The organism is Knoellia sp. AC549, from assembly GCF_979258975.1.
On the sequence record NZ_OZ409890.1, the window covers coordinates 1,906,820 to 1,931,981 of the forward strand.

Below are 25,162 nucleotides of genomic sequence, written 5' to 3' on the forward strand. Positions count from 1 at the left end.
GCCGGCTCGGGCCATGGGACGGTGGGGAGGTGATTCTGCCGAAGGTCCGGGACCCGCGACTCGTGACGATCCGCCGGGGCGGGACGCTCACCGACGCCGACCACCGCCTCCTCGCGCTGTGGGCTGCCACCTGCGCCGAACACGTGCTCGACCTGTTCGAGTCGGGTCAGCCGGGGGACGACCGCCCCAGACAGGCCGTCGAGCACGCCCGCGCCTGGGTGCGCGGCGAGGTCCCGATGATGGTCGCGCGGGCCGCTGGTGGCCACGCCATGGGTGCCGCGCGGCCACTGCGTGGGGCGGCACGCTTCGCGGCGTATGCCGCCGGGCAGGCCGCCTGCGTCGCTCACGTCCCCGAGCACGACCTCGGCGCAGCGGCTTACGCGATCAAGGCAGCAGGTGAGGCGGGGACGGCCGGCGGGAAGGAGGACGCGATGCGACGTGAGTGCCAGTGGCAGCGCGACCAGCTGCCTGCTCGGGTTCGGGACCTCGTGCTCGAGGACCAGGAGCGGCGCAACGACATCTGCTGGTCCGTCTTCGCAGGTCAGGGTGGGCGGGCGAGCGGCTGATCTGTGCCACGATCGAGGCATGAGCCCTGTGCAGATTCGACCCGTCGGCGGAGGCAAGGGATGCCTGACGATGATCGTCGTCTCCCTCATCCTCTCGATCCTCCTCACGATCAGTCTCAACCTCTTCATCCGCTGACCAGGTCAGGGCCCAGCGTCCCGGCGTCGGTCTCGTCTCTGCGACATCAGCTTTGTGATCGGCCACACTGGCTCCCACGAAGGCCGAAGCCCCGGCGCCATGAGCCCAGTCCGCGGATGAACGACCCGGAGGCCCGATGACCACCCCACCTCGCACCGACCTACGGGTTGCGCTCTTCGCGACGTGCTTCAACGACACGATGTGGCCCGAGACCCCCAAGGCGACCGTCCGCCTCCTCGAGCGCCTCGGCGTCACCGTCGAGTTCCCGATGGGGCAGACCTGCTGTGGCCAGATGCTGACGAACACTGGGTATGCCGGCGAGGTCGTTCCGCTCGTCGCTCGCTTCGTCGACGTGTTCGGGGACTACGACGCGGTCGTCGCCCCCTCGGGGTCGTGTGTCGGCTCGGTCCGGGACCAACACCCGAGAATCGCCCAGCTCGCAGGGGACTCGGGTCTGGCGTCGGAGGTTGCGCGGCTGAGTCCCAAGGTCCACGAGCTCTCGGAGTTCCTCGTCGACGTGCTCGGCGTGACGGACGTCGGCGCCTGGTTCCCTCACCGCGTGACCTATCACCCGACCTGTCACTCGCTGCGGATGCTACGGGTCGGCGACAAGCCGTTGCAGCTCCTGCGAGCCGTGGAGGGCATCGACCTGCTGGAGCTCCCGGGGGCAGAGGAGTGCTGCGGCTTCGGTGGGACCTTCGCGATGAAGAACGCCGACGTGTCCGTCGCCATGGGCACCGACAAGGCCGCGCACGTCACCGAGACCGGGGCCGAGGTCCTCGTCGCCGGCGACAACTCCTGCCTTGCCCACATCGGTGGGATCCTCGGAAGGCAACGCTCCGGCATACGCCGCATGCATCTCGCCGAGATCCTCGCCTCGACGCAGGAGAACCCCGCATGAGTGTCGGACCGGTCCAGCAGACGTCAGCGACCTTCGTCGGTATGCCGGCCTTCCCCGAGGCCGCGCGCACCGCCCTGGCCGACACCCAGCAGCGGAGCAACCTGCGCAACGCGACCTCCACGATCCGCGCCAAGCGCGCTTCAGTCGTCGCCGAGGTGCCCGAGTGGGAGGCGCTGCGGGTCGCGGGAGCCGCGGCCAAGGACGAGGCGCTGCACCACCTCGGTGACTACCTCGAGCAGCTCGAGGCGACGCTGACCGCCAACGGTGCGGTCGTGCACTGGGCGCGCGATGCTGACGAGGCCAACCAGATCGTCATCGAGATCGCTCGCGCCAAGGAGGTCGACGAGGTCGTCAAGGTCAAGTCGATGGCGACCCAGGAGATCGAGCTCAACGAAGCCCTCGAAGCGGCCGGGATCAACGCCTGGGAGACCGATCTCGCCGAGCTCATCGTCCAGCTCGGCCACGACCGACCCAGCCACATCCTCGTGCCGGCGATCCACCGCAACCGCACCGAGATCCGCGACATCTTCACCCGCGAGATGGGCAAGGTCGGCCGCCCCGCACCGGACGACCTCACTGACGACCCCGCGCGGCTTGCCGAGGCGGCGCGGGTCCACCTGCGCGAGAAGTTCCTGCGAGCCAAGGTCGCCGTGTCCGGTGCGAACTTCGCCGTCGCCGACACCGGGACCCTCGTCGTCGTCGAGTCCGAGGGCAACGGGCGCATGTGCCTGACCCTGCCCGAGACGCTCATCTCCGTCGTCGGCATTGAGAAGGTCCTGCCGACGTGGGACGACCTCGGGCCGATGCTCCAGCTGCTGCCGCGCTCGAGCACGGGGGAGCGGATGAACCCCTACACGACCATGTGGTCCGGGGTGCACGATGGCGACGGGCCCCAAGAGGTGCACGTCATCCTCCTCGACAACGGTCGGAGTCACGTCCTCGCGGATTCTGTTGGGAGACAGGCGCTTCGGTGCATCCGCTGCTCGGCCTGCCTCAACGTTTGCCCCGTCTACGAACGCACGGGTGGGCACGCCTACGGGTCGGTCTACCCCGGGCCGATCGGCGCCATCCTCAACCCGCAGCTGCGGGGGACGGCGAGCGAGATCGACCAGTCCCTGCCCTATGCCTCGAGCCTCTGCGGTGCGTGCTTCGACGCGTGCCCGGTCCGGATCGACATCCCCGAGCTGCTGGTCGAGCTGCGAGGCACGGTCGCGCAGCAGGGCGGTCACCGTGCCGAGTCGGCGGCGATGAAGGCCGCCGCCTGGGTGCTGTCCGACCCGAAGCGGCTGGCCGTGGCCCAGAAGGGCGCCACCACGGCCGGGCGGCTCCTCGGGAAGCGCACCGTGCGCAGGGTGCCGGGACTGGGCGCGTGGACCGATGCCCGCGACGTGCCGACGCCACCGAAGGAGACCTTCCGCCAGTGGTGGGCCCGCGAGCACGAGGGACGCGAGGGTGACGGCTCCTCCACAGGGCGAGCGGACGGCATACCCGGCAGTGAGGGGCAGACGCGATGAGCGCCCGCGACGAGATCCTGTCCCGGGTCCGATCCGCCCTCACCGACGTGCAGACCGACCCTTCATCCCGACTTATTGCGACTTCGGGTCGTTCCTCGTCCCTCGGAACGACCCGAAGTCGCCATGAGTCGGTGGCGGGGGCGCAGACGCTGGACCTGCTGGCCGAGAACGTCGCCGACTACCGGGCCACCGTCATCCGCGCTGCCGAGCCGGAGGTCGCGGCGGCCATCGTCCAGGCCCTGCGCGAGGCCGACGTCCGCTCGGTCGTCGTGCCGACCGGGCTCGACGCGCAGTGGCAACGGGCGCTGGGCGACGCGTTCGACATGGTTCCGGAGTCGGCGGCCACCACCTCGACCCTCGACCAGGTGGGCGCCGTCGTGACCGCCTCGGCCGTGGGCATCGCGACGACCGGCACCATCGTCCTCGACCACGGCGCGGACCAGGGCCGGCGCGAGCTGACGCTCGTGCCGGACACCCACGTGTGCGTCATCCGCGCCGACCAGGTCGTGCACGACGTGCCCGAGGCGGTGGCTCGGCTGCGCACCGCGTCCGGCCAGCAGCGGGCGCTCACCTGGATCAGCGGGCCGAGTGCGACGAGCGACATCGAGCTGCAGCGGGTCGAGGGGGTGCACGGCCCTCGCAACCTCATCGTGGTGATCGTCTCCACCGACACCGTGTCCTGATCGGGCGGGGGTGAGAGGCTGACCAGATGGACATCGTCGACAGCAGTGAGGCGCCCGGTCCCACACCGGTGTTCTTCGTCGCAGGAGGGACCGGGATCTCGGCCGAGACCCTGGGCAACCTCATGCTCGCTCAGTTCCCGGGGCTGCACTTCACCCGTCGCAAGATCCCGTTCATCACCACGGTGGAGCAGGCCCGGACCGTTCTCGCCCAGATCGACGGCGTGACGACGGAGACGGTGGCGCCGTTGGTGTTCTCGACGGTGTCGGACGAGCAGATCCGCCAGGAGCTGCAGCGCACCAAGGCTGCCTTCATCGACCTCTTCGGCTCGCACCTCGACACCGTCGAGCGGGTGCTCCACGTCAACGCCACGCACAGCGCCACGGCCCTGCACGGCGTCGGTGACACCCTCCGCTACGACCGGCGGATGCAGGCGATCGAGTTCGCGATGGAGCACGACGACGGCGCCAGCCTGCGCAACCTCGAGCAGGCCGACCTCATCCTCGTGGCGCCGTCGCGGTGCGGCAAGACGCCGACGTCGATGTACCTCGCGCTCCAGCATGGCCTCAAGGTCGCGAACTACCCCCTCGTGCCCGAGGACTTCGACTCCGACCAGCTCCCGCGCCCCGTCAAGGAGCTCGGCGACAAGTGTTTCGGGCTGCTCTCCACTCCGGCCCGGCTCAGCCAGGTGAGAGGGGAACGCCGACCGGGGTCGACCTATGCGAGCCTCGCCCAGTGCAGCCATGAGCTGCGCCGGGCCGAGGCGCTCTACCGGGCGCACCGGATCCCGTCGATCAACTCCGCCAAGATGTCCGTGGAGGAGATGGCGACCGTCATCATGCAGAGCAGCCGCCTGCCCGACCTCGGCTGAAACCGAACCGACCCAAAGGACCCGCCATGACCGCCACTGACCAGGGCACCGCCAGCGAGAACGTCGTCTGGTTCGCCGACCTCGGCCTCCACGACGTCGAGCGGGTCGGCGGCAAGAACGCCTCGCTCGGCGAGATGGTGCAGCACCTGTCCAAGGCAGGAGTGCGGGTGCCCGACGGCTTCGCGACCACCGCCGAGGCCTATCGCCGCTTCCTCTCGCACGAGGGCCTGGCCGACCACATCAACTCCGTCCTGGCGGACCTCGACGTCGAGGACACGCGCGCGCTCGTCGTCGCCGGCGCCGAGATCCGTGAGTCGGTCGAGCAGCAGCCGTTCCCGGCCGACCTCGAGGACGAGATCCGCACGGCATACGAGCGTCTCGTGGGCGGCTCGGGCGAGGACGTGAGCTGGGCGGTGCGCTCCAGCGCGACGGCCGAGGACCTCCCCGATGCGAGCTTCGCCGGGCAGCAGGAGACCTTCCTCAACGTCCGCGGCATCGACAACATCCTGCTGGCGATCAAGCGTGTCTTCGCCTCGCTCTACAACGACCGGGCCATCGCCTACCGCGTGCACAGCAACTTCGACCACGAGTCGGTCGCGTTGTCGGCCGGCATCCAGCGCATGGTGCGCTCCGACATCGGCTCCTCCGGCGTCATGTTCACGATCGACACGGAGTCCGGCTTCTCCGACGCGGTGTTCATCACGAGCAGCTACGGGCTCGGGGAGGCCGTCGTCCAGGGCGCCGTCAACCCCGACGAGTTCTACGTCTACAAGCCGGCGCTGCGCGAGGGTCGCCTCGCCATCCTCAAGCGGGGCGTCGGTGGCAAGGCCACCAAGATGGTCTACACGCAGGATGACGCCGTCGGTCGCTCGATCGACTTCGTCGACGTCGACCCCGCCGACCAGGCCCGCCTCAGCCTCACCGACGCCGAGGTCACCGAGCTCAGCCGAGCACGCCCTCAAGATCGAGGAGCACTACGGCCGCCCGATGGACATCGAGTGGGGCAAGGACGGCGTCGACGGCCAGCTCTACATCCTCCAGGCGCGACCCGAGACGGTGAAGTCTCGACAGACCGGCAACACGCTGCGACGCTTCCGCATGGACGAGACCGGCCCCGTCCTCGTCGAGGGTCGGGCCATCGGCCAGAAGATCGGCGCCGGGGCGGTGCGCGTCCTGGCGTCGGCCGAGGCCATGCACGACTTCCAGGCGGGCGAGGTGCTCGTCGCCGACATGACCGACCCCGACTGGGAGCCGGTGATGAAGCGCGCCAGCGCCATCGTCACCAACCGCGGCGGACGCACCTGCCATGCCGCGATCATCGCGCGCGAGCTCGGCATCCCCGCCGTCGTCGGGACCGGCTCGGCGACCCGCGACCTCGCCGACGGCCGCGAGGTCACCGTCTCGTGCGCCGAAGGGGACACAGGCCTGGTCTATGACGGGATGCGGGAGTTCTCGGTGTCCGAGACCGAGCTCGACGACATGCCCGACGTGCCGGTCAAGATCATGATGAACGTCGGCACCCCGGAGCAGGCCTTCGAGTTCTCTCGCTTGCCGCACAGGGGGATCGGGCTCGCCCGGCTCGAGTTCATCATCAACCGCCAGATCGGGATCCACCCGCGCGCACTGCTCGAGCTCGACGACCAGGAGCCCGAGATCAAGGCCGAGATCGAGGCGCTCATCGCGGCGTACGACTCGCCCCGCGACTTCTTCGTCCAGCGCGTGGCCGAGGGCATCTCCATGCTGGCGGCCGCCTTCGCGCCGGAGCCGGTCATCGTGCGGATGAGCGACTTCAAGTCGAACGAGTATGCCGGCCTGCTGGGTGGCGCTCGCTACGAACCTCACGAGGAGAACCCGATGATCGGCTACCGGGGTGCCGCGAGGTATCTCTCCGCCGACTTCGCCGAGTGCTTCGCGATGGAGGCCGAGGCGCTGAAGCTGGTGCGCGACGACATGGGCCTGACCAACGTCAAGGTGATGATCCCGTTCGTGCGCACCGTGGCCGAGGCCGAGGGGGTCATCGACCTGCTCGGACAGCACGGTCTCGTGCGCGGCGAGAACGACCTGCAGGTCGTCATGATGTGCGAGGTCCCGTCGAACGCCGTCAACGCCGACGCCTTCCTCGACCACTTCGACGGCTTCTCGATCGGGTCCAACGACCTCACCCAGCTCACGTTGGGGCTCGACCGCGACTCCTCCCTCGTGGCCGGCAGCTTCGACGAGCGCGACCCGGCGGTCAAGAAGATGCTCAGCATGGCGATCGAGGCCTGCAAGGCCCGCGGCAAGTACGTCGGCATCTGCGGGCAGGGCCCGTCCGACCACCCCGACCTCGCCGACTGGCTGCTGGACCAGGGCATCGAGTCGATGTCGCTCAATCCGGACACGGTCGTCGACACCTGGCTGCGACTGGCCAAGCGCGCCGGCTGAGCCTGGCCTCCGATACGACTTCGTGCCCCATTGGGACAAGCTCGCAAGGGCTCGCTTGTCCCACTGGGGCACGAAGTCGGGGGTCGGTCAGGCGTAGAAGGCCCGGATCGCCTCGGCCAGCTCCTCAGGCACCTCCATCGAGGCGAAGTGGCCACCGCGCTCGTGCTCGGTCCACGACACGATGTCGGTGTTGTCGCGCTCGGCGAAGGGGCGCATCGAGCGGAAGTCGTCCGCGAAGACGGCGACCCCGATCTTTCCGTCGTTGACGCGGGCCTCGACCGACTTCTCGGTGAAGTAGTAGCGGGCCGCGGCCGCGCTGCTGTTGGTGAACCAGTAGAGGCTGACCTGGGTGAGGACCTGGTCGCGCGTCAGGGTCGCGGTGCCGTTGCCGAAGTTCTCGAAGAGCTCGTTGTAGGCGAGCTGCCCGACCGGCGAGTCGCTGAGCGCGGCCGCGATCGTCTGCGGACGTGAGGCGTTCATCTGGGCGAACCCGTTGACCGTCTGGAACCAGCCGGCGAACTCGAGCGCCGCGTAGTCGGCCGGCGTCATCTTCTCGAACTCGGCCGGGTCGCCCGACGGGAAGGAGAAGAGCTGCAGGACGTGTGCGCCGAGGAAGCCCTCGGGGCCCTGCATCGCGAGCTCGCGCGAGACCATCGCGCCGTTGTCGGAGCCGTGCGCGCCGTAGGACTCATAGCCCAGACCACGCATGAGCCTGTCCCACGTTCGGGCCACGCGCGCCGTGTCCCACTCAGCGTCCGACAGCGGCTGGCTGAAGCCGATGCCCGGCAGGCTCGGGATGACGAGGTGGAAGGCGTCGGTGAGGTGCGGGATGAGGTCGAGGAAGTCGACGAACGAGCCGGGGTAGGTGTGGAGCAGTAGGAGGGGAGTGGCGTCCTCGTTCGCGCTGCGGACGTGGAGGAAGTGGATGGTCTGGCCGTCGATCTCGGTGAGGAACTGCGGGTGGGCGTTCATCGCCTCCTCCTGGGCGCGCCAGTCGAAGCCGTCCTGCCAGTGCTCGACCATCGTGCGGAGGTAGGAGACCGGGGCGCCGTGCGTCCAGTCGTCGGTGCCGGACTCGGTGGTGGGCTCGGCGGCGTAGCGGGTGCCCGCCAGCCGGCGCTGGAGGTCGTCGAGCTCGCTCTGCGGGATCGCGACGGTGAAAGGTCGTAGGGACAGGGCCGGGGACTTCTCGTGGGTGCTCATAAAAGGAAGGTACGAAGGGTTCCGGCACGGTTCGTTCCTGATTAGGATCGGTGGCCCGAGAAGTTCTCGCGAGGGGGGAAACGGTGCTCCAGACCTCGGCTCGGCTGCTCGCCCTGCTCGGCCAGCTGCAGGCGCGCGACATCGTGTCGGGCACCGAGCTCGCGGCCCGGCTCGACGTCGGCGAACGCACGATCCGCAAGGACGTCGAGCGGCTGCGCGAGCTCGGCTACCCGGTCGACTCGGTGCGTGGACCCGCGGGTGGCTACCGCTTCGGTGACCACGGACGGCTGCCGCCGCTGCTGCTCGAGCCGGACGAGGCGGTAGCGGTGGCCGTGGGTCTGGGGTCGGTCGCGGCCGTGCGGGGGATCGAGGAGTCGAGCGCCCTGGCGCTGGCCAAGCTCGAGCACGTGCTGCCGGACCGGCTCCGCCGGCGGGTGCGAGCCCTCCACGAGAGCACCGACATCGGCCTCAACAACACCGAGAGCAACGTGCAGGCCCCGCCCGTCGACGTCGCGGTCCTCGCCGAGCTGGCGTCAGCCGTGCGTGACCGGGAGGGGCTGCGGTTCTTCTACCGCCCCGGCGGCCGCGACGACGAGGAGCGGGTCGAGGCCGACCCCTACCGGCTCGTGAGCTGGCACGAGCGCTGGTACGTCGTCGCCCGTCGCCGACCGTCCGGCTCCTGGCAGGTCTTCCGCGTCGACTGGCTGGAGCTGCGGACGCCAGGCGCCGGTCGCTTCGTGGCGAATCCCCTTGAGGGAGGCGACTACTCGTCCTTCGTGCTGCGCGAGGTCGCCTTCTCGGGATGGAACTTCCACTGCCGCATCGCCGTCGACGCACCCGCGGCAGAGGTGCTGTCCCGCATCCACGCAGCCGTGGGAGTGGTCGAGACGGTCGACGACACCCATTCCGTCCTCGTCACCGGTGGCGACAGTCTCGAGATCGTCGCCGTCTGGATCGGGATGCTCGGCCTCGACTTCCACGTCACCGAGCCACCCGAGCTCGTCGAGCACCTGCGCCTGCTGGGCAGCCGCTACGCCAGGTCCGTTCCGCCGCTCTGAGGTATGCCGTCCGCCCACCTCACAGCATCCGGCGCAGCTGTCCGTGCCTGGCGTGCGCCAGGTGCAGGCCGATGTGGGCCACGAGGGCGGCAAAGAAGGCGAAGTGCGCGGCCACGTGCAGGCCCACCCAGTCGGCACCCGCGAAGAGCAGCAGCAGGCCGCTCGCCGGGACGAGGAAGAGACTCGCGAGCAGGGCCTTCTCGGTCAGGCCGGCGACCTTGCGCGCGAGGGGCCCCAGGTGTTCGGCCCACGGTGGGAGTCCGGTCCGTCGCCAGAGCACTCGGACCACGCCGAGCGCGAGGATGGTCAGGCCCAGCACGACATGGGCGAGAGGGAGGCTGGGCTCCGTCGGGCGGCTGAGCGCATCGCGGACGAACTCGTCCTCGGCCTCGTCCGCCCGGGCATCCAACTCGTCCTCGAGCCGGTCGACCTCGTCGCGGGCCACGTCGCGCGCGTCACCGTCGAGGTCCTTGGCCTGCTCCTCGAGCTGCTCCAGCCTCGCCTCGTCCGCGGAGAACGCCGACTCGTCGGCCTCCATCGTCCAGCCGACGAAGAACTGCGCGGCCAGCACCACGACGGTCAGCCAGTGGAGGAACTTGGTGACGAAGCCGTAGCCGTGAGGGCCGTTGCGCCAGTACATGTCTGAACCCTAGAGCCCTGACGGCACATGGCGTGCCGCGTGCGTTTCGGGGGAGTCGGGTGGCAGACCCACGGATGTTCGGGGCACGACGAAGGCCCCCCGACCACAAGGGTCAGGGGGCCTTCGCTTGAGATCAGATGTCTCGAAGGTGGTGAAGGGTCAGATGCCCTTGACCTTCTCAGCCTGCGGGCCCTTGGGGCCCTGCGTGACGTCGAACTCGACCTTCTGGCCTTCCTGGAGCTCGCGGTAGCCGCCGCTCTCGATGGCCGAGTAGTGAACGAAGACGTCAGCGCCGCCGCCGTCCTGCTCGATGAAGCCGAAGCCCTTTTCGCTGTTGAACCACTTCACGGTGCCGGTTGCCACTTGGTGTTGCCTTTTCTGTAGTGCGAGTACTCCCGTGTGGAGCACTCATGCTGCCGATGCTCACACCCGTAGGACCCACGCGAGCCTTCGCGTAGTTACTCGGTCGTGTCGGCCACGCGTACGTGGACTGGAAAGGCAACAGTGATGACCGTAGCAGCCTTCGTGCCTTCCGTCCTACAGAGCGCCACCCCGTCTGAGACGTGGGCGTGGCGCACACGGGAATGGGCGGACGGCATACATCGCTCTTGACTTATATAAGTTCAGGCGCAACCATGGACGCGTGCACGCACTCGATGTCCTGGGAGACCCGGTTCGCCGGCGCATCCTCGAGCTGCTCGCCGAGGGCGAGACGAGCGCGGGCGCCGTCGGCGCGACGATCGGTGCAGAGTTCGGGATCAGCCAGCCAGCGGTGTCCCAACACCTGAAGGTGCTGCGGGACAACGGTTTTGCCACCGTGCGACCCGAGGGCACCAGACGTCTGTATGCCGTGGACCCGCGTGGGCCGAACGAGGCGCGCGAGTGGTTGTCGGCCTTCGAGCGCTTCTGGCTGCCCAAGCTGGCCGCCCTCGACACCGAGCTCGCCCGGGGGCGCCGGCAACGCCGCCTCGGGAGCAGTCCCCCGCAAGCCCCCCAGAAGTCCAAGCCCAAGCCCAAGTCCAAGTCCAAGCCACAGTCCACGAACCCACAGAAGGAGACCTGACCATGGTCGATGTCCTCTCCCAGCTCGGCGCAGTCACCCGCGAGCTCCGCATCTCCGACCTCGACGGCGAGCCGGCGCACGTCCAGTCGCTCGTGCAGACCTACCCATCCCAGATCGACGACGTGTGGGAGGCGGTGACGTCGGCCGACCGGATCCAGCGCTGGTTCCTCCCGGTGTCTGGCGACCTCAGGGTGGGTGGCCGCTTCCAGTTCGAGGGTCAGGCCGGCGGCGAGGTCGTCGAGTGCGAGCCTCCCGCCGGCGACTCCGCCGACGCAGCCCGGGTCCTCGTGACGTGGGAGTACGGCGGCGGGGTCACGTGGCTCAGCGTGCGACTCACGAGCGAGGGGGAGGGGACCACCCTCCGGCTCGAGCACGTGGCCAAGGCCGCCGACGTGCCAGCCGAGATGTGGGACGCGTTCGGACCCGGCGCGACGGGAGTCGGGTGGGACGGCGGGCTGCTCGGCCTCTCGCTGCACCTGGGCGCGGTCGAGGGTTCGCTGGCGCCGAGCGAGGCGCAGGCGTGGGCCGCGACCGACGAGGGCAGGCAGTTCTACCGCGGTGCGGCCGACGCGTGGGGCGCCGCGCACGAGGCCTCCGGCGCCGACCCGGACGTCGCGGCCAAGGCTGCCGACGCGACCTACGGGTTCTACACGGGCACCTGAGATGAGTGCAGTGGTCGACCTCAACAGCGACCTCGGTGAGGGCTTCGGGCGATGGACCCTCGGCGACGACGAGGCCATGCTCGAGCTCGTCACGAGCGCCAACGTGGCCTGCGGCTTCCATGCCGGCGACCCGAGCATCCTGCGACGCGCGTGTGCGCGAGCCGCCGAGCGGGGAGTCGCCATCGGCGCCCAGGTGGGCCATCGGGACCTCGCGGGCTTCGGTCGCCGGCACATCGACGTCGACCCCGCCGAGCTCGTCAACGAGGTGATCTACCAGATCGGCGCCCTCGACGCCCTGGCTCGCGTCGAGGGGAGCCGCGTCACCTACGTCAAGCCGCACGGTGCCCTCTACAACGACGCGGCGAGCAACCCGGTGACCGCGAGGGCTGTCGCCGAGGCCGTCGCCCTGTATGACCGGTCGCTCCCGCTCGTCGGACTGGCCGGCTCGGAGCTGCTCGTCGCGGCCGAGACCGCGGGGCTCGAGGCGGTGGCCGAGGCGTTCGCGGATCGCGCCTACACCGCCGAAGGTCTGCTGGTGTCGCGACGCGAGGTCGGCGCGGTCCTGCACGACCCCCTGGCCATCGCGGCCCGGTGCGTCCGACTCGTCACCGACGGAACCATCGAGGCCATCGACGGGTCGAGCGTCCCCGTGGCCGCACGGTCGATCTGTGTGCACGGAGACACCGAAGGCGCTGTCGCCATCGCCGCCGCGGTGCGTCAGGCGCTCGACGAGGCGGGCATCACGGTTCAGCCGTTCACGACGCTCCCACTATGACGCGCCTGCTGCCGGCCGGCCACCACGGACTCCTCGTCGAGTGCGACGACCTCGACGAGGTCATGGCCCTGCACCGTGCCGTCGAGGCTTCGCGTCCCGCCGGGGTCGTCGACCTCGTGCCGGCCGCCCGCACGCTGCTGCTCACCTTCGACGGCACGACGACCCGGTCCGACGTGGCCGCTGCCGTGGCCGCAGCCGTGGCTGCAGCCGGAGCCCGCGCCGAGCTCGCCGACGCGCCTCCGGCCTCGGATCGGCCGGAGGTGCTCATCCCGGTGACCTACGACGGACCCGACCTGGCCGAGGTGGCTGGGCTCACCGGCCTCGTCGTCGCCGAGGTCGTGCGTCGTCACCTGGCTGCAGACCACGTCGTCGCGTTCACCGGCTTCGCGCCGGGCTTTGCCTACCTCGCCGGTGGTGACCCCGCGCTGCACGTCCCGCGTCGCGGCACGCCCCGCACCCGCGTTCCGGCCGGATCCGTCGCCCTGGGAGGCGAGTTCACCGGCATCTATCCACGCCAGGGCCCGGGCGGGTGGCAGCTCATCGGCCGGACCGACGCCGTCCTGTGGGACCTGCGCCGCGACCAGCCGGCACTGCTCGCTCCCGGGTCGCGGGTCCGCTTCACCGAGGTCGCCTCTTGATCGAGGTGGTGCGGCCGGGCCCTCTCACGACGATCCAGGACCTGGGACGTCCCGGCCACGCCCACCTCGGCGTGGGGCGTTCGGGGGCGGTCGACCGTCCGAGCCTGCGCCTGGCCAACCGACTCGTCGGCAACGCCGAAGGTGCGGCGGCGCTCGAGGTCACCTTCGGCGGACTCGTCCTGCGGGCCACGCACCCCACCACCGTGGCGATCACCGGCGCGCCCTGCGACGTCGTGGTCGGGGGTCGAGCGCGCGACCTGTTCGCTCCGCTCGCGCTGGCCGCCGGTGACGTGCTCGAGATCGGTATGCCGTCTCGCGGGGTCCGCACCTACCTCGCCGTGCGCGGTGGCATCGAGTGCGAGGCCGTCCTCGGGTCGCGCGCCACCGACCTCCTGTCGCACCTCGGTCCGGCGCCGCTGCATGACGGCGACGTGCTCGTCACCGGACACCCCGAGGGAGAGGTGCCGGCTGTCGACGTGGTCCCGGTGCTCGCCCTGCCCGACGAGCCGGTGCTGAGGGTGGTGCCGGGCCCGCGTGCGGACTGGTTCGCGCCCGAGACGCTGAGCGCTCTGGGGCGGACGGCATACCGGGTGACGCCCTCGTCGGACCGGGTCGGCGTGCGTCTCGACGGCCCAGAGCTGCAGCGCCTGCACACCGGAGAAGCTCCCGTCCGAAGGCATGGTCGAGGGCGCTGTGCAGGTGCCACCCGACGGGCACCCGGTGATCTTCCTCGCCGACCATCCCGTCACCGGCGGCTACCCGGTCATCGCCGTCGTCCACCCCGACGACGTCCCGGCCGCCGCCCAGCTGCGCCCCGGCCAGCAGGTGCGCTTCGCACTTCGCCCAGCCCTGGGTTGAGCCGAACCCAGCCACATGAGCGGCCCAGACCCCCCTAGGGGTGAGGCGAGGGGGCCTGCCCCGAACCTACGGTCAGGGCATGACCGCATACAGCACGGCTGTCCGAGCCGTTCACCTCGTGACCAACGCCGCCTGGTTCGGTGGCTCACTCATGGGGGCCGTGGGGCTCAACCCGGCCGCCCGGGAGGGAGACAGCGCCAGGGAGCGCTCGCAGATCGCCGACACCGGCTGGACGAGATGGGGTCCGGTCCAAGGAGCTGCTGTCGGCCTGCACCTGTTGAGCGGGCTGGCCATCGTCGCCGACAACCGCCGGCGCACCCTCAGCCATCCTCCGACCACGGCCGCCGTCGTGCTCAAGACCACGCTCACCGGCGCCGCGCTCGCGGCCAGTGGCGCGGCCTACGTCTACGGCGCGCGGCTCGGCGAGGCACGCGAGGACGCCGACACCAATGCGTCCGCGCGGACGCAGGCGCGTCAGCTGGACCAGCGCATGCGCTGGCTGCAGTGGGCCACCCCGGTGACCACGGGCGGCCTGCTCGTGCTCGACGCCTACCTCGGTGAGCAGCAGCGCGGCGTGGCGGGCCTGCTCGACCGCCCGACGTCCCTGCTGCGGCGCCGGTGAACGAGCGGTACGACTTCGCCTTCGCCCGGTCCTACCGACTGCCGGCGCTCCTCTTCGGCGTCCGACCCGGGACTGCGGTCGTGACCGTCACGGACCACGAGCTCCGCGTGCGGTTCGGCCCGTGGCGCCTGTCCACGAGCCGCGACAACATCGCCGGGACCGAGCTCACCGAGGACTTCGCGTGGTTCAAGACCGCGGGCCCGGCTCACCTCTCACTGGCCGATCGCGGCATCACCTTCGCCACGAACGGAGACCGCGCCCTCTGCGTAAGCTTCCGGGAGCCCGTCCCCGGCATCGACCCGACCGGCGTCATCCGGCACCCCGCGGCGACCCTCACCGTCGCTGACCCGGAAGCACTGCAGCGCGCGCTGCTCTGACCTGGTTCGCCTCGAGCCCTTCCGGAGGCGTCTGGCACCTGACCCCCTGACCCCTGACCCCAAGGAGATCGTCGTGGAAGGAACCGCTGTCCAAGATTCCCCGGCATCCCGGACGACGGGTTGGTCGTCGCGAACAGGCTTCCTCGACTGGGCGGACGACGCCCTCGTGAGGGCGGCCCGATCTGCCGGACCGAACCTCGCCGCAGCCCTGGCCATCGCTCGGACCGTGGGCCCCACCTGTGAGCGCCTCGGACACTCCACCTGGACCTACCTGCAGACCCTGGGGTCGCTCGGCGCCGGAGACCTCACTGTCGCGCGAGTCGTCGAGCCACACCTCGACGCCCTCGCGATCCTGAGCCAGGTCGACGGTCGCGACGCTGGCGTCAGGGACGACCGACCCGGCGCCACTGCACCCCTAGGGAGCACCTGGGGTGTGTATGCCGCCCACGCTCCCGGTGCCCATCTCACCGCCCGGTCCTCGGGCGCCGGGTGGACGCTCACCGGGGTCAAGCCGTGGTGCTCGCTCGCGGACCGGCTCAGCCACGCGCTCATCACCGCGCACGTCGACGAGTCGCACCGGCAGCTCTTCGCCGTGGACCTTGCGCACCCCGGTGTCCGGGTCAGTGACGACCCGTGGGTGTCACGTGGCCTGGCGGCAGTGCGCAGCACCGCCCTAGACCTGGACGCCGTCCCCGCCACACCGGTGGGCCCGCCCGGGTGGTACCTCGACCGACCTGGTTTCGCGTGGGGAGGTGTGGGCGTGGCCGCCGTGTGGTTCGGAGGTGCCTGTGCCCTCGCCCAGACGGTGCTCGAGGGCGCCCACCGCCGCGAGCCCGACCAGCTCGCCCTGCTCCACCTCGGCCGTCTCGACCTCGTGCTCCACGGAGCCGAGCTCGCCCTGCGCGAGGCGAGCCACCTCATCGACTCCGGCGCCGCCACCGGTCCCATGGGCGAGCTCGTCGCGGCCCGGACCCGCAGCACCGTCGCCGGAGCGGCCGAGCTCGTCCTCGCCGAGACGGCCCGCGCACTGGGTCCCGCCCCGCTGACGAGCGACGAGGAGCATGCCCGTCGGGTCGGCGACCTGTCGGTCTATGTCCGACAGCACCACGGCGAGCGAGACGTGGCCCGCCTCGGGTCGCTGCTGGTCGGGAGCGCGCCATGAGCAGAGGACCCGGTCCGCTGCACCACCCCCAGGGCGAACCCCGATGGGTGCGTGACGAACGCTGGTCGACAGTGACGCGAGCGAGCACGGCAGGCGTCCTGGCGGCATACGACCACCTGCTCGTCGTGGCTGCGCACCCGGACGACGAGTGCCTGGGCGCAGGGGCGTTCATCGCCGATGCCGCTGCCCTCGGGGTCGACGTGACCATCCTCGTCCTGACCGAAGGTGAAGGGTCGCACCCCCACTCACCCACGGTGGACCGCACGCGGATGGCGTCGGTGCGCAGCGCAGAGGCCGACCGCGCCGCGATCGCCCTGGCGCCGTCCGCGCGCATCGTCCACGGTGGACTGCCGGACGGTCAGCTGTCGGCACACCACGCGCAGGCGGCTGCCGCGATCAGCAGCCTCATCCGCGAGGGCACCCTCGTCATCGCGCCGTGGACCTCGGACGGCCATCCCGACCATGACGACGCTGGTCGCGCTGCTGCGGAGGTCGTGACGTCGACGGGCCTCGCGCAGGACGTGCGAGTCGGCCTCGCCCACTACCTCGTCTGGCTGTGGCACTGGGGCGAGCCGGACAGCCTTCCCTGGACCGAGGTCGTCGTCGTCGACGCCACGCTCGACGGCCTCTCCCGGCGGGAGCGGGCGCTCGCAGAGCACCGCAGCCAGCACCTCGCCCTGTCGTCGGCTGCCGGGGACGAGCCGGTGCTCACCGCCGCGGTGCTGGCGCCGGCGCGTCGCGGGTTCACCACGTTGGTGTGGGCTGGTCAGGAGTCGAGCGCGCCGCCGGACCTGCGACCGGGAACGGAACCCGTGGGTCCGACCTTCGACGCGATGTTCGCCGACGGCGACGATCCCTGGTCCAGCCAGAGCTGGTACGAGCGCCGCAAACGCGCCGCCACCCTTGCAGCGCTGCGCCACGAACGCTACGAGCGGGTGCTCGACCTGGGTTGCTCGACGGGAGCGCTCACCACCGAGCTGGCGGCTCGCGCCGACAGCGTCGTCGCCGTCGATGCCAGTGCCCGAGCCCTGGCCGTGGCTCGGCTGGGCGTGGCGCCCGGCATCTCGTGGCACCACGGAGAGGCCCCCGGCGTGGTCGGGGACCTCGACGCGACCTTCGACCTCGTCGTCCTCTCGGAGATCGGCTACTTCCTCACGCCGTTCGACCTGTGGCTCACCCTCGCTGCCGTGCTGCTCCGGCTCCGGCCCGGCGGCGAGCTCGTGCTTGTGCACTGGCGGCACCCGACCGAGCACATCCCCCTGGACGGTCCAGCCGTTCACGGGCAGGTCCATGCCGTCCTTGAGCATTGGGCGACCCTGACCCACCAGCAGGACGACGTCCTCATCGCGGGTTACGAGGTGACGCGATGATCCGGGCCGTGCACGTCGTCATTCCGGCACGTGACGAGGAGCAGCTGTTGCCACGGTGTCTGGCAAGCCTGGAGCGGGCCCGGCTCGCCCTGCGCGTGGCCCGGCCGGACCTGCTCGTCGACACCAGCGTCGTCCTCGACCGGTGCGGGGACCGGTCGGCTGTCGTCGTCGAGGCAGCGCGAGTCCACAGCCACACCGTCGACTTCGGGATGGTCGGAGCCACTCGTGACGCCGGTGTCCGATGGGCCCTCTCATCCGGCACGCTCAACGGCATCAGGCCGGACGAGCTCTGGATCGCCTGCACCGACGCTGACACGGTCGTGCCCGAGAACTGGCTCACGGGTCAGCTCGACCTGTCGCTGGCTCACGACGCCGTCATCGGCACGGTCGAGCCCTACGGTCTGACGGACACCGAGGTGCTGGCCCTGTGGCGCGCGCGCCACCACCTCTTCGACGGCCATCCCCACGTCCACGGAGCCAACCTCGGACTGCGCGGGAGCACCTATCTCGAGGTCGGTGGCTTCAGGGCCCTGGCCACCGACGAGGACGTCGACCTCGTCAGGAGGATCCGCGCACACACCGACCGCTGGGTCGCGACGGACGCCGTCCGGGTGGCCTCGTCGGCACGCCGCATCGGCAGGGCCCGTGGTGGCTTCGCCGACTTCATCGTCGCGCTGGAAGAGGAGGTGGGCTGAGTGCGGATCGCCATGTTCGCGACCTCGCGGCACCCGATCATCGAGCCGTATGCCGGTGGGCAGGAGGCGCACACCGCGCTGCTCGCGCGTGGTCTGCGGCGTCTGGGTCACCACGTCAGGCTCCATGCCTGCGCCGGGACCGACGAGTCGCTGGCGGACGAGATCGTGCCCTACCCGCTGCTCCCACCGCTCAGCGCCGTCGCGCAGCTCGACCACCAGCTCCCCGAGCCCGACTTCCTCCATGACCACGCTGCCTTCACGAGCGCCGTCGTCGACCTCCTGGCCCGGCCCGACGTCGACGTCGTGCACAACCAGAGCCTGCACTTCCTGCCCCTGGCCTTCAGCAAGGTCCTGCCCGCCCCCCTGGTCACGACCCTGCACACCCCGCCCTTCCCCTGGATGGAGCTGGGGGTCGCCCTCGCGGGTCCGGACGCGGCATACGCCTGCGTGTCCCGAGCGAACGCACGCGATTGGACCAGCCTCCCCACAGCACCGAGGATCATCCTCAACGGGGTCGAGGACGACGGTGTGGGACCGGGAGTCGGGGGCGACGACCTCGTATGGATGGGTCGGCTCACGGCCGACAAGGGGGCCGACCTCGCCATCCGGGCCGCTCGACGAGCCGGCCGACCGCTGCGACTGGCCGGCCCGGTGAGCGACCCGGTCTGGTTCGAGGACGTCATCGTTCCCGAGCTAGGTGGCGACATCGACTATGTCGGGCACCTGTCCCACGTGCAGCTCGCCGCGCTGGTGCGCACCAGTGCAGCCGCCCTGGTCACGCCACGCTGGGAGGAGCCGTTCGGCCTGGTCGCTGCCGAGGCCGCCATGTGGGGGACGCCGGTCGTCGCGCTCGCACGCGGAGGGCTGGGTGAGGTCGTGACGCCCGGGATCGGTGCGCTCGTGAGCTGTCGCGGTGACGAGGACCAGCTGGTCGCCGCCCTCTCGGACGGGCTGCACTCCGTGTCGGACCTGCGACGGGTGGACGTGCAGCGAGTCGCGCGCCGGGAGCTCGGCGCCGAACGCATGGTGGCGGACTACGTCGCGCTCTATCGCGAGCTCGTCATCGCTCGGGAGGAGCGGACATGAAGGTGGGTTGGTACGTGCACCACCACGGTGCCGGGCACCGCACCCGGGCAACGGTCGTGGGAGCCGAGCTGGTCGCTCGTGGCGCCGACGTCACGCTGCTCGGCTCCGCCCTCGACCGGGACGCGGCCCGGGCAGCCTCGCTGCGCACCGTCCTCCTGGCCATGGACGCCCCCTTGGTCCCCGAGGGAAGCGAGTCCGGCTCCGACGTCACGGTGCACGGCATGATGCACTGGGCGCCGCTGTGGCACAGCGGTTTCCGCGAGCGGATGACGACGATCGCCCGATGGGTTCAGGTGGAGGAGCCCGACGTCTTCGTCGTCGACGTGTCCTGCGAGGTCGCCGTCATGGTGCGCCTCCTCGGCGTCCCCGTCGTGATCGTGGCCCAGCCCGGAGACCGTCGGGACCCGGCGCACTCGGCCGCCCTGGATGCGGCGTCCGCGGTCCTCGCGCCCTGGCCCTCGTGGGCCACCCCGCAGATCTGGCAGAAACCCGAGGGCGCAGGCACTGCGACGTCGGCGGACCTCCCTCCCGTGGTGGCTGTCGGCGGGATCACCGGTCGTGCCGCTGTCGCCCGCCCGGTCCGCTCGCTGGCCCTGCTCGAGCCCACCTCCCGACCGCGCCCGCGCGGTCTCATGCTCACCGGGTCCGAGGGCTTCGACGACCCGGCTCTGCCCGATGCCATCGCCAGGGCCGTGCCGGACATCGAGTGGACGGTGGCCGGGGGAGGCACCTGGCTCCCGGACGTCCAGCAGCACCTGGCCGCCTCCGACATCGTCGTGACGCATGCGGGACAGAACGCGATCGCCGACGTCGCGGGCTCACGCGTCCCTGCGGTGGTGGTGCCGCAGAGCCGCCCCTTCGCCGAGCAGGCACACATGGGTCAGGTGCTGGGCAGGTCCGGGATCGCCCATGTCGTGCAGCACGACGACGTCGAGAGTGCGAACTGGGCAGAGCTCGTGCGACGTGCCCGGGCCGACGGTGGGGAGAGCTGGGACAGGTGGGGATGCCAGGGCGCGGCGGAGCGAGCTGCGTCCCTGGTCGAGGTGGTGGCCGGTGCCTGAGCACACCACCGTGGTGACGATCGCCCATGGTCGGCACCATCACCTGCGCGAGCAGCGCCGCGCCCTCCACTCGTTCTCTCCGGGCACTGCCCACGTCATCGTGGCGATGGACGACGCCGAGATCGAGGAGGTCGCGGGCCACGCGCCCGGCACGACCGTCGTCCACGTCGACGGCGATGCCCGCGGCCTGCCCCTGGCACGGGCCCGCAACGTCGGCGTCGAGGCGGCTCTCGCCGGCGGCGCCGGACTGGTCGTCCTGCTCGACGTCGACTGTGCGCCGGGACCCGAGCTCGTCCCGGCCTACGAACGAGCGGCGTCGTCGGCCCCGGGAGCCCTGCTCGCGGGACCGGTCACCTATCTCGAGGAGGGCACCGGCATCCCGTCCGACCCGTGGCTCCTCGACGGCCTGAGGGCTCCCCACGCCGTCCGACCCGACCCACCCGCCGGTGAGATCGTCCGCGGCGGCGACCACGACCTCTTCTGGTCGCTCAGCTGCGCGATGACGTCAGCGACCTGGCGCGCCGTCGGGGGCTTCCACGAGGACTACGTCGGCTATGGCGCCGAGGACACCGACTTCGGGTGGACCGCGCGCTCGCGGGGTGTCGACCTCGTGTGGGTGGGCGGCGCCGACGCCTTCCACCAGTTCCACCCGGTCTCCCACCCGCCGGTCGAGCACGTGGCCGACATCGTCCGCAACGCGACGACCTTCCACCGGCGCTGGGGCCGATGGCCGATGCGGGGGTGGCTGGACGAGTTCTCGCAGCGGGGACTCGTGGTCCTCGAGGCCGACTCGCTGCGTCTCGTGGACCCCGCAGCCACTCGACCGGGTCCGTAGTCCTGCGCGAGCGACGTACTCTGAGCGCCATGAGTGCTGTGCGACGCATCACCGACCCACCCGGCGGCCGCCCGGTCACCGTCGCTGTCGTCAACGACCACGAGCTCATCGTCCGCGGCGTCGCGGCGATGCTGGAGCCGTACAGGGACGTCATGGAGGTGGTCGAGCTCGACCTCGACGTGCCGGTCACCCGCGCTGTCGACATCGCGCTCTACGACACGTTCACCTGCACCAGCCTGGGTGCGTCAGACCTCGACGAGCTCTGCGAGAACCCCCTCGTCGAGAGGGTCGTCCTCTACACCTGGGTGCTCACCGAGGAGCTCATGGCGTCCGCGTTGCGCAAGGGAGTCCACGCGGCGCTCCCCAAGTCGCTCGCTGCCGAGGAGCTCGTCGCCGCCCTGATGACGGTGAAGGAGCAGGCCGTCGAGGTCATCCCCTTCGCCGAGGAGCCGACGCTCGCCAGCAACTCCTGGCCCGGGCGCGACCTCGGCCTCACCGCGCGTGAGTCCGAGATCATCGCCCTGGTCACCGCCGGGCTCAGCAACAACGAGATCGCCGAGCGGACCTACCTCAGCATCAACTCGGTCAAGTCCTACATCCGCACGGCCTATCGCACGATGGGTGTGACGAGCCGCAGCCGGGCCGTCCTCTGGGGCATCGACCACGGGATGGCGCCGACGAGGATGAGGGTGCTCCTGCCGAGCACCGGCACGGACGACAGCTCGACCACGTTCGCCTCCACCGCCGAGACGTCGTAGTCCTCCAGGCGTTCTGACGGTGCTGTGCGCCATGCTCAGGTCATGGCTATTCGCAAAGGCAGCACGGTCAGGTGGAAGTGGGGCTCGTCCTGGGCCAGTGGCACGGTCGACGAGGTGCACCACGACGACGTCGAGCGCACCACCAAGGGTGAGCGCGTCACGCGGCACGGAAGCGATGACAACCCGGCATACGTCATCAAGCAGGACGACGGGACGATCGTCCTCAAGCTGGCCAGCGAGGTGGAGCGAGCGGACGGCGACTGACGTGGCAGAGGGTCACGCGGTCCACGGGATCGCCTTGCGGTTGCGGGCCTTCGTCGGTCAGCCGGTGCGGTCGCGCTCCCCCAACGCCGCGTTCGACGCACAGGCCTTCGACGGGCAGGTCCTGGCGGACGCCCAGGCCGTGGGCAAGCACCTGCTGGTCACGGCGCACGGCGTCGTGGCCACCGTCCATCTCCACCTCGCCATGGACGGTGCCTTCGCCGTCCGCCGGCACCACCGCGTCCTCGAGGGCGCCTTCCCGCGCACGGAGCCGCCGGTGCACGGCAACGTCGCCTGGCGGTTGCTCTCCGCGACGCACCACGGTGAGCTCACCGACCCGGCCGTCTGCGAGCTGCTCGACGGGGACGGTGTCATCGCGCTGCGCGCTCGGCTCGGGCCCGACCCACTGCGTGAGGACGCCGACCCTGACGTCGCTCGTCGGCGGATCCAGGGCTCGCGCAGGCCCATCGGAGCGCTGCTCGTCGACCAGAAGGTCATCGCCGGCATCGGCAACGTCTATCGCGCCGAGCTGCTCCACCGCGCGCGGCTCGACCCCCACAGGCCGGGCCGCGACATCGACGACGACACCTTCGACGCCCTCTGGCGGGACACCGTCGACCTCATGACCCTGGGTCTGGGTGCTGGATGGATCGTCACCGACGAGGCCCAGATGGCGGCGGCGCGCGAGCTCCTCGTCCGCGACGAGCGCGTGCCGCGCTGGCCCAAGCGGTATGCCGTCTATGGTCGCGCCGGGAAGGCGTGCCACGTGTGCGGGACGACTGTGCAGGCGCAGCGGATGGGGCTGCAGCGACTCTTCTGGTGCCCCGGCTGCCAGGCTCCCTGATGCAGGCCCTCGAGCTGCTCCTCGACCGCGACACCGACGAGGCGGTGCGTCGCGACTGGGAGAGCCTGCGGCGAGCCGGTCTGCCCAGCCAGGCCAACCACCAGGGCGAGACCAACGCCCCGCACATCACGCTGCTTGCGACCGAGCTCCTGCCCGCCGCCGACGAGGAGCTGCGCTCGGCCATGGCCGGGCTCCTGCCCCGCTCCCTCGGGCTGGGACCCGTCGTCACCTTCGCCGGGCGACGACTCGTCCTCGCCCGGCTCGTCATCGTCGACGCCGCCCTGCTCGAGCTGCACCATGCCGCCGTGACGGCCAGTGGGGCGACGCCCTCGCCCCTCACCGAGCCGGGGCGATGGGTGCCGCACGTGACGCTGGCGCGAGGGCTGCGCACGGAGGACGCGGGCACCGCGCTGTCCCTGCTCGGGCCCGGCACCACCAGTGGGACGGCCGTGAGCCTGCGGCGGTGGGACTCGGATGCACGGCAGGTGCACCACCTCGTGGGGTGAGCACACGGCATACGCCGGGTTCGTGGGTGAGGATGGCGAGGTGAGCATGAACGACGACAGCGGCCCCGTGCCCTCCCCAGCCGTGCCCGGTCCCCAGCGCATGGGTGCGAGGACGGCTGGCGCGCTGGTCTTCGGGACGAGCGGTGCGGTGCTCGTCGTCGAGCTCGTGTCGCTGCGCCTGCTCGCGCCCTATCTCGGGCTGACCCTCGAGACGAGCACGCTGGTCATCGGCATCGCTCTCGCCGCGATCGCCGCCGGTGCCTGGGGAGGTGGCCGTGCCGCGGACGGGGACGACCCGCGACGGCTGCTCGCGCCGCTGCTCGCGGTCTCGGGTGTCGTCGTGTCGCTCATGCCCTTCGTCGTGCGCGGTGCCGGTGAGCTCGCGGGTCCGGGCGTCTTCCTCGTCGGAGCCCTCGCGATCTTCGTCCCCGGCTCTCTACTGTCCGCCGTCTCGCCGATCGTCGCCAAGCTGCGCCTCACCGACCTGTCCGAGACGGGAAGCGTGGTCGGTGGGCTGTCGGGCACCGGGACGCTCGGAGCGATCGCGGGGACGGTCCTCACCGGGTTCGTCTTCGTCACGGCGTTCCCCGTCAGTGTCGTCCTCGTCGGGCTGGGGGTGTTGCTCGTGCTGTCGTCACTCGTCGTCGGCCTCCTCGGTCGCGGCCCGCGCCAGGCTGGGCTGGCCGTCGCGTTGCTCGTCCCCGGCGCTCTCGGAGCGGTGTGGGGCCCGGGCAGCTGCGACGCGGAGACCGTCTACCACTGTGCCCAGGTCGTGCCCGACGAGGACCGCGCCAGCGGGCGGGTGCTCGTGCTCGACGGGGTCCGTCACTCCTACGTCGACCTCGCGGACCCCACGCACCTCGAGTTCGAGTACGTCGCAGCGCTGGCCTCCGTCGCGCAGACGCAGTTCCCTCCGGCGAAGCCGCTCACTGCGTATCACCTCGGCGGCGGCGGGCTCACCCTGCCGCGCCACCTCGCGCACGAGCGACCCGGGACGAGGAGCCTCGTCTCCGAGATCGACAGAGGAGTCCTCGAGGTCGACACCGAGCGCCTCGGCCTGCGGACCGGGCCGGACCTCGAGGTGAGGATCGAGGACGCGCGGCTGGGTCTGAGAGCGATGGCCGCCTCGAGCCAGGACCTCGTGGTCGGTGACGCGTTCGGCGGGGTGACGATCCCGTGGCACCTCACGACGCGGGAGGCCGTGGCCGACGTCCGCCGGGTCCTCACCCCCGAGGGACGGTATGCCGCCAACCTCATCGACTTCGGCCGGATGGACTTCGTGCGAGCCGAGCTGGCGACGTTGCGCTCGGTGTTCGACCACGTCGTCCTGGCCGCCGAGTCCGAGACGCTCGCGCGCGAGCCCGGCTCGGGCGGCAACCTCGTCGCGATCGCCTCGGACTCGCCCGTCGACACCGCAGCCCTCGCCGAGGCGATGGCCGAGCGCGACCTGGGGTGGGAGGCGATCGGAGGCGCCGAGCTCGACGCGTGGGTCGGTGACGCGATGGTGCTCACCGATGACCACGCGCCGGTCGACCAGCTCGTGACGCTCTCACCACCCGCAGCCGCGGCACCCTGACCGGGTGCCGGGCCGCGTG

27 protein-coding genes and 1 pseudogene are annotated in these 25,162 nt (G+C 71.0%); 25 read left to right on the top strand and 3 right to left on the bottom strand.

Translation table 11 applies throughout. The features are described 5' to 3' along the window. Positions 1 to 29 precede the first annotated feature (29 nt). The 6 genes and pseudogenes from ACZZ98_RS09145 to ppsA all read left to right on the top strand — a co-directional run bounded on the left by ACZZ98_RS09145 (position 30) and on the right by ppsA (position 7,093). Positions 30 to 566 (top strand): putative immunity protein, encoded by a 537-nt coding sequence (locus tag ACZZ98_RS09145; RefSeq protein ID WP_463515939.1) that lies wholly within the window; start codon positions 30 to 32, stop codon positions 564 to 566. A 272-nt stretch (positions 567 to 838) separates the two neighbouring features. Beyond that, positions 839 to 1,603, top strand: a complete 765-nt coding sequence (locus tag ACZZ98_RS09150; protein WP_463515940.1) for a (Fe-S)-binding protein — start codon at positions 839 to 841, stop codon at positions 1,601 to 1,603. Continuing rightward, positions 1,600 to 3,117 (top strand): LutB/LldF family L-lactate oxidation iron-sulfur protein, encoded by a 1,518-nt coding sequence (locus ACZZ98_RS09155; protein WP_463515941.1) that lies wholly within the window; start codon positions 1,600 to 1,602, stop codon positions 3,115 to 3,117. Before ACZZ98_RS09150 ends, ACZZ98_RS09155 begins: the two co-directional genes overlap by 4 nt. Next, positions 3,114 to 3,800, top strand: coding sequence for a LutC/YkgG family protein (locus ACZZ98_RS09160; RefSeq protein WP_463515942.1), 687 nt, complete (start codon positions 3,114 to 3,116; stop codon positions 3,798 to 3,800). The genes ACZZ98_RS09155 and ACZZ98_RS09160 overlap by 4 nt, the downstream gene beginning before the upstream one ends. A 26-nt stretch (positions 3,801 to 3,826) precedes the next feature. After that, positions 3,827 to 4,669 carry a pyruvate, water dikinase regulatory protein gene (locus ACZZ98_RS09165; RefSeq protein ID WP_463515943.1) on the top strand — a complete coding sequence of 281 codons (843 nt, stop codon included), beginning with the start codon at positions 3,827 to 3,829 and terminating at the stop codon, positions 4,667 to 4,669. 26 nt (positions 4,670 to 4,695) lie between these two features. After that, positions 4,696 to 7,093 (top strand): annotated as a pseudogene (ppsA, locus tag ACZZ98_RS09170) (phosphoenolpyruvate synthase). An 87-nt stretch (positions 7,094 to 7,180) separates the two neighbouring features. Here the strand turns inward: ppsA and ACZZ98_RS09175 are convergent. Next, complete coding sequence (locus ACZZ98_RS09175; RefSeq protein WP_463515944.1) at positions 7,181 to 8,296, bottom strand: epoxide hydrolase family protein; 1,116 nt, start codon at positions 8,294 to 8,296, stop codon at positions 7,181 to 7,183. Between the two features lie 83 nt (positions 8,297 to 8,379). On the opposite strand from ACZZ98_RS09175, the gene ACZZ98_RS09180 reads away from it, so the two are divergent. Next, positions 8,380 to 9,354, top strand: a complete 975-nt coding sequence (locus ACZZ98_RS09180; RefSeq protein WP_463515945.1) for a helix-turn-helix transcriptional regulator — start codon at positions 8,380 to 8,382, stop codon at positions 9,352 to 9,354. Between the two features lie 19 nt (positions 9,355 to 9,373). Here ACZZ98_RS09180 and ACZZ98_RS09185 read toward each other — a convergent pair whose 3' ends face one another. Both ACZZ98_RS09185 and ACZZ98_RS09190 read right to left on the bottom strand, forming a co-directional pair. Then, a complete protein-coding gene (locus ACZZ98_RS09185; protein WP_463515946.1) occupies positions 9,374 to 9,994 on the bottom strand; it encodes a cytochrome b in 621 nt (206 codons plus the stop codon). Between the two features lie 159 nt (positions 9,995 to 10,153). Then, positions 10,154 to 10,357: a cold-shock protein gene (locus ACZZ98_RS09190; RefSeq protein WP_009777120.1), complete on the bottom strand. Its 204-nt coding sequence runs from the start codon at positions 10,355 to 10,357 to the stop codon at positions 10,154 to 10,156. A 280-nt stretch (positions 10,358 to 10,637) separates the two neighbouring features. On the opposite strand from ACZZ98_RS09190, the gene ACZZ98_RS09195 reads away from it, so the two are divergent. The 18 genes from ACZZ98_RS09195 to ACZZ98_RS09280 all read left to right on the top strand — a co-directional run bounded on the left by ACZZ98_RS09195 (position 10,638) and on the right by ACZZ98_RS09280 (position 25,143). Then, positions 10,638 to 11,057, top strand: coding sequence for an ArsR/SmtB family transcription factor (locus ACZZ98_RS09195; protein WP_463515947.1), 420 nt, complete (start codon positions 10,638 to 10,640; stop codon positions 11,055 to 11,057). A gap of 2 nt (positions 11,058 to 11,059) precedes the next feature. Next, positions 11,060 to 11,719: an SRPBCC domain-containing protein gene (locus ACZZ98_RS09200; protein WP_463515948.1), complete on the top strand. Its 660-nt coding sequence runs from the start codon at positions 11,060 to 11,062 to the stop codon at positions 11,717 to 11,719. A 1-nt stretch (position 11,720) separates the two neighbouring features. Next, positions 11,721 to 12,494 (top strand): LamB/YcsF family protein, encoded by a 774-nt coding sequence (locus ACZZ98_RS09205; protein ID WP_463515949.1) that lies wholly within the window; start codon positions 11,721 to 11,723, stop codon positions 12,492 to 12,494. Then, positions 12,491 to 13,132 carry a 5-oxoprolinase subunit B family protein gene (locus tag ACZZ98_RS09210; RefSeq protein WP_463515950.1) on the top strand — a complete coding sequence of 214 codons (642 nt, stop codon included), beginning with the start codon at positions 12,491 to 12,493 and terminating at the stop codon, positions 13,130 to 13,132. Before ACZZ98_RS09205 ends, ACZZ98_RS09210 begins: the two co-directional genes overlap by 4 nt. Before the next feature lie 5 nt (positions 13,133 to 13,137). After that, the gene (locus ACZZ98_RS09215; protein WP_463517753.1) at positions 13,138 to 14,028 is read left to right on the top strand and encodes a 5-oxoprolinase subunit C family protein; all 891 of its coding nucleotides are present in this window, start codon (positions 13,138 to 13,140) and stop codon (positions 14,026 to 14,028) included. A gap of 41 nt (positions 14,029 to 14,069) precedes the next feature. Next, positions 14,070 to 14,612, top strand: a complete 543-nt coding sequence (locus ACZZ98_RS09220) for a hypothetical protein (RefSeq protein WP_463515951.1) — start codon at positions 14,070 to 14,072, stop codon at positions 14,610 to 14,612. Then, positions 14,609 to 14,989: a hypothetical protein gene (locus ACZZ98_RS09225; protein WP_463515952.1), complete on the top strand. Its 381-nt coding sequence runs from the start codon at positions 14,609 to 14,611 to the stop codon at positions 14,987 to 14,989. Before ACZZ98_RS09220 ends, ACZZ98_RS09225 begins: the two co-directional genes overlap by 4 nt. A gap of 73 nt (positions 14,990 to 15,062) precedes the next feature. Further along, complete coding sequence (locus ACZZ98_RS09230; protein WP_463515953.1) at positions 15,063 to 16,151, top strand: acyl-CoA dehydrogenase family protein; 1,089 nt, start codon at positions 15,063 to 15,065, stop codon at positions 16,149 to 16,151. Then, on the top strand, positions 16,148 to 17,521 hold the full coding sequence (locus ACZZ98_RS09235) for a PIG-L family deacetylase (protein WP_463515954.1): 1,374 nt from the start codon (positions 16,148 to 16,150) through the stop codon (positions 17,519 to 17,521). Before ACZZ98_RS09230 ends, ACZZ98_RS09235 begins: the two co-directional genes overlap by 4 nt. After that, entirely contained in the window at positions 17,518 to 18,216 is a 699-nt protein-coding gene (locus ACZZ98_RS09240; protein WP_463515955.1) for a glycosyltransferase family 2 protein, read from the top strand. The genes ACZZ98_RS09235 and ACZZ98_RS09240 overlap by 4 nt, the downstream gene beginning before the upstream one ends. Beyond that, positions 18,217 to 19,302, top strand: a complete 1,086-nt coding sequence (locus ACZZ98_RS09245) for a glycosyltransferase (protein ID WP_463515956.1) — start codon at positions 18,217 to 18,219, stop codon at positions 19,300 to 19,302. Beyond that, positions 19,299 to 20,363, top strand: a complete 1,065-nt coding sequence (locus tag ACZZ98_RS09250; RefSeq protein ID WP_463515957.1) for a glycosyltransferase — start codon at positions 19,299 to 19,301, stop codon at positions 20,361 to 20,363. Before ACZZ98_RS09245 ends, ACZZ98_RS09250 begins: the two co-directional genes overlap by 4 nt. Further along, complete coding sequence (locus tag ACZZ98_RS09255) at positions 20,356 to 21,198, top strand: glycosyltransferase family 2 protein (RefSeq protein ID WP_463515958.1); 843 nt, start codon at positions 20,356 to 20,358, stop codon at positions 21,196 to 21,198. The genes ACZZ98_RS09250 and ACZZ98_RS09255 overlap by 8 nt, the downstream gene beginning before the upstream one ends. 29 nt (positions 21,199 to 21,227) lie before the next feature. After that, entirely contained in the window at positions 21,228 to 21,956 is a 729-nt protein-coding gene (locus tag ACZZ98_RS09260; protein ID WP_463515959.1) for a response regulator transcription factor, read from the top strand. Positions 21,957 to 21,998: 42 nt separating this feature from the next. Next, positions 21,999 to 22,220 carry a hypervirulence associated TUDOR domain-containing protein gene (locus tag ACZZ98_RS09265; RefSeq protein WP_463515960.1) on the top strand — a complete coding sequence of 74 codons (222 nt, stop codon included), beginning with the start codon at positions 21,999 to 22,001 and terminating at the stop codon, positions 22,218 to 22,220. Position 22,221: 1 nt separating this feature from the next. Continuing rightward, positions 22,222 to 23,061 (top strand): Fpg/Nei family DNA glycosylase, encoded by an 840-nt coding sequence (locus ACZZ98_RS09270; protein ID WP_463515961.1) that lies wholly within the window; start codon positions 22,222 to 22,224, stop codon positions 23,059 to 23,061. After that, positions 23,061 to 23,567 (top strand): 2'-5' RNA ligase family protein, encoded by a 507-nt coding sequence (locus ACZZ98_RS09275; protein WP_463515962.1) that lies wholly within the window; start codon positions 23,061 to 23,063, stop codon positions 23,565 to 23,567. The genes ACZZ98_RS09270 and ACZZ98_RS09275 overlap by 1 nt, the downstream gene beginning before the upstream one ends. 46 nt (positions 23,568 to 23,613) lie before the next feature. Further along, positions 23,614 to 25,143: a fused MFS/spermidine synthase gene (locus ACZZ98_RS09280; protein WP_463517754.1), complete on the top strand. Its 1,530-nt coding sequence runs from the start codon at positions 23,614 to 23,616 to the stop codon at positions 25,141 to 25,143. Positions 25,144 to 25,162: the final 19 nt, after the last annotated feature.